The organism is Mesorhizobium sp. (genome assembly GCF_005063415.1).
Taxonomy (GTDB): Bacteria; Pseudomonadota; Alphaproteobacteria; order Rhizobiales; family Rhizobiaceae; genus Mesorhizobium.
Window position 1 is genome coordinate 8,890 of record NZ_SUEG01000007.1, and the last position, 3,021, is coordinate 11,910.

The window sequence follows — 3,021 nt, forward strand, 5'->3', positions numbered from 1 at the left end:
CCGCCGCTTGCGATCGAGGATACGGGCGCGCAGGCTTGCATCCGTCTCGGTGTCGGCGCCACCGCCGATGCCGCCGCTGGCCACAGTCGCTTCCAGCTCGAGGTTAGGAAACTGCGTCGGGTCGGCGCGCTCCACCGTCTCGCCGGCGGCGATGTTGGTAGCGACACCATAATCGTCGGACAGGATGGTCAGCGTCAGCAAGCCGGCCAGGTCGGACCGCGCATCCGAAATCGAGTGATAGAGCCGGTTGCCGGCGATGAAGGCGATGCCGGCCGGATAGATTGTATCGGCAAAGCCATTGAGCGTCACCACACCCTCAGCTCGCGCCATCGGCCGGCGATAGATGCCAAGTTCGGCGCCGTGGCGCTCGAGGTGCTGAACGCTGGCCGTGGTGGCGAAGATCTGCTCGTAGAGCCAGGCGGCGCGCAGATGCATGTCGTGCAGCCCGGCGGCGACCGTCTTGACGATCGCTGTCAGATTGTTCGGCCATACCAGCGCATCGGTGCCCGGCAAATAACGGCGCAGGGCGCCGCGCAGCCGGGCCGATATCTCAGACGGCGAGAGGACGGTCCAGGCCACGCAGTTGCTCCCATAGGACGCCGAAGCGGCGATCGAAAACGACCGCGCCATCGCGGTCCTTCAAAAGAATTTTAAGATCGATGCGCCGCTCGGCCGGCAGCGCTGTGCCGGTCACCTCGACGAACGAGACCGCGCCCTGGTCGACCAGCGTCTGCAAGGCGGCACGGGCATAGTCTTCAGCCCGCAAGGCGGTCGCATCGCTGGCGGTCGAGCGGCGCAGCAGCCAGAGCTTTGAGCCGATCGCGGTCTCGCCAAGGTCAGTGCGCAGGTCGAAACTGTCGCCGGGCCAGCCGCGGTTCTGTTCCTCGGGCGGCAGCTCGTCCGGTTCGACGCGGGCATCGGTCATCAGGCAGAGCAGCACGGCGGTGGCCAATGCCGCCTTGGCGCGCAGGCCGCCGGCATTGACCTTGTCGTCGCCGGCAAGCGCCCAGTCGCCTGACGTGCCGTCCCAAAGCGTGTCCGGCGACAGCAGCGGTTCGCCGTCGCCGGTGAGCGGAACAATCCTGATCATCAGTGCGAATGGTGGTTGGTGTTGCCGCCGGCATCGATAATCGAGCCGGTCGCCGTTATGTTGCCGTCGACGTTGAGATCGCCTTTCAAATTCCAGGTGCCGCCGGTCAGCGTGATCGTGCGCGAGCCGAAATCCATGGTCACGCCTCCAGCGAACAGTTTGATGATGTTGCCGGACGCATCGTAAAGCGCCGCCGCCCCGTTCGGCAGGTCAGGCCGGTGCGAGGTGTGCTCAATGCCCATGAGCAGCGCCTGCGTGCGCCGGCCTGGCATGACCATGGCGACGCCGACCGCGCCCTTCGGCGGGCGGCTGGCGGCGCCATGCGGCTGGACGTAGAGCAGATCCTTGAACGTCTCGCCGGCAAGGCCACGGCCAGAGATGAGCAACTGGCCGTTGTCGAAGCGCGAGCTGTCGATTTCGAACCGCGTCAGATGAGCCGACGATTTCATTGCGCCGAATACTCCGCCTTGGGCTCCGGTGCCGACCAGCCCTTGCCGGATTTCGAGCCGGACGAGGAGCCGCCAAGCGCGCGAGGATCGGTCAGCGTCAGCGTCGCCCGCGTGCCGTCGCCGTCTGCCTGCGTGTCCTGCGTCAGTTCCACCGACTTGATGACCATCATCTGGTCGAGATAGACGCGCGGATGCCTGACATAAACCAGCCAGTTGGGCGTCCAGATCTTCCCGCCGGCGTCGCGCCAGCCCGAAACGGTGACCGTTGCCGTGACGGCAAGGCCGGCTGCCGCGCGCGCCTCCCACTCAACCGCGTTCTTCATATGCGCCGTCGTCGCTTCGCCATCGAGCACGACGATCTTGGGCCTGGCGCGGCCGACCGAGGTATCGCTGGCCTTTGCTTCCGGCCGCATTGCCTGCGGGGTAACGCCCCGTGACTGCTGGCCCCGCACAACGACCGGGTTGAACCTGCCCTGCCCCGAGAATTCAGCGCTGGCCGATATGATGTTAACGCCAGCCTGGAGGCCGCCGCTATGCGAGCCTTCCGGCTTCTTGACGATGCGCAACTTGCCTTCCGGCGTGTCGTGGATGATCGCTGCTTCCGCGCGGGCCAGCGGCTCAAGCGTCGAGTATAACGATTCTCCCGGCTCAATCTGATGTTTGGCGATCGTCTCGAACGATCCTTTCGCCTCGATGCCAATGCCCAGATTGTCGAAGGCTTCGCCGATGCCCTTGATGTTCCGGTTCTCGACCAGACCGGTCTTGTGCAGAATCGATGTCTCGACCGCGTCGACGGTGCGCGAGACCAGCGATATCGCGGCTCGCCAGTCATCCGATCCCTGGTCGGGGCGCAGATCCCTGACATAGCCAGTGAGCAGCAATGTGCCGTTCGCCGAGAGAGTAGCCTTGGTGTCAGGCCATGGCGGTTCGATGCCGGGCGGGATGTGCCCGTTCACCACAGCGGTGCGCACCGCTTCCTCGGCCGAGATCGAGATCGAGACATCCTGCCACGGCAGGAATAGTCCGCCCGCTTGGACAGAAATGACTTCAAGGGGCACGCGGAATTCCCCTTTACGGCGCTATGGCTTCGAAGCTGATCGGCATCGCCGCCGGCGTGGCGACGCTATTACGCCTCACCAGCTCGCCTGCGCGGGCGGCATCGCCATAGAGAGCGTAGGCGAGCGCTGTCGCCGGCAACGAGATTTCGGTCTGTACGCTGACCAGCGGCGCGCGGTTGGCGGCGACAGCGCTGAGATCGGACGCCGCGGTTGCGGCGATGTCGGACAGCCATTCGTTGACGGCAACATCCAGACCCGTCGACAGCGCGTCGAGAACGGGATCGACGACCGGCGAGATGCGATCGCGGGCGCGACGCGCATCCTGGCGTGATAGATAATCGCCGGCCGCCAGCGTCTGGCAAAAACCAGCGGCGAAGGCAGCGGCCGACACCAGGTCGAAGACATCGTCGCCGGCCGGAACAGC

5 protein-coding genes are annotated in these 3,021 nt (G+C 65.5%); all 5 read right to left on the reverse strand.

Going from position 1 to position 3,021, the window contains the following annotated elements:
* Nucleotides 1-579: baseplate J/gp47 family protein (locus E5W70_RS03615; RefSeq protein WP_292654049.1), on the reverse strand; the 579-nt coding region annotated here is incomplete at its 3' end.
* Nucleotides 551-1,090 (reverse strand): phage GP46 family protein, encoded by a 540-nt coding sequence (locus E5W70_RS03620; RefSeq protein WP_236376434.1) that lies wholly within the window; start codon nucleotides 1,088-1,090, stop codon nucleotides 551-553. The genes E5W70_RS03620 and E5W70_RS03615, both read right to left, overlap by 29 nt.
* On the reverse strand, nucleotides 1,090-1,539 hold the full coding sequence (locus E5W70_RS03625; RefSeq protein ID WP_292654050.1) for a phage baseplate assembly protein: 450 nt from the start codon (nucleotides 1,537-1,539) through the stop codon (nucleotides 1,090-1,092). Before E5W70_RS03625 ends, E5W70_RS03620 begins: the two co-directional genes overlap by 1 nt.
* Nucleotides 1,536-2,597 carry a hypothetical protein gene (locus tag E5W70_RS03630; RefSeq protein WP_292654051.1) on the reverse strand — a complete coding sequence of 354 codons (1,062 nt, stop codon included), beginning with the start codon at nucleotides 2,595-2,597 and terminating at the stop codon, nucleotides 1,536-1,538. Before E5W70_RS03630 ends, E5W70_RS03625 begins: the two co-directional genes overlap by 4 nt.
* A 13-nt stretch (nucleotides 2,598-2,610) precedes the next feature.
* On the reverse strand, nucleotides 2,611-3,021 hold a 411-nt coding region (locus E5W70_RS03635), incomplete at its 5' end, for a hypothetical protein (RefSeq protein WP_292654052.1).

Excerpts from the sequence above, each read along its gene's own strand:
- E5W70_RS03620 (WP_236376434.1), bottom strand. The coding sequence starts at position 1,090 with ATGATCAGGATTGTTCCGCTCACCGGCGACGGCGAACCGCTGCTGTCG.
- E5W70_RS03625 (WP_292654050.1), bottom strand. The coding sequence starts at position 1,539 with ATGAAATCGTCGGCTCATCTGACGCGGTTCGAAATCGACAGCTCGCGC.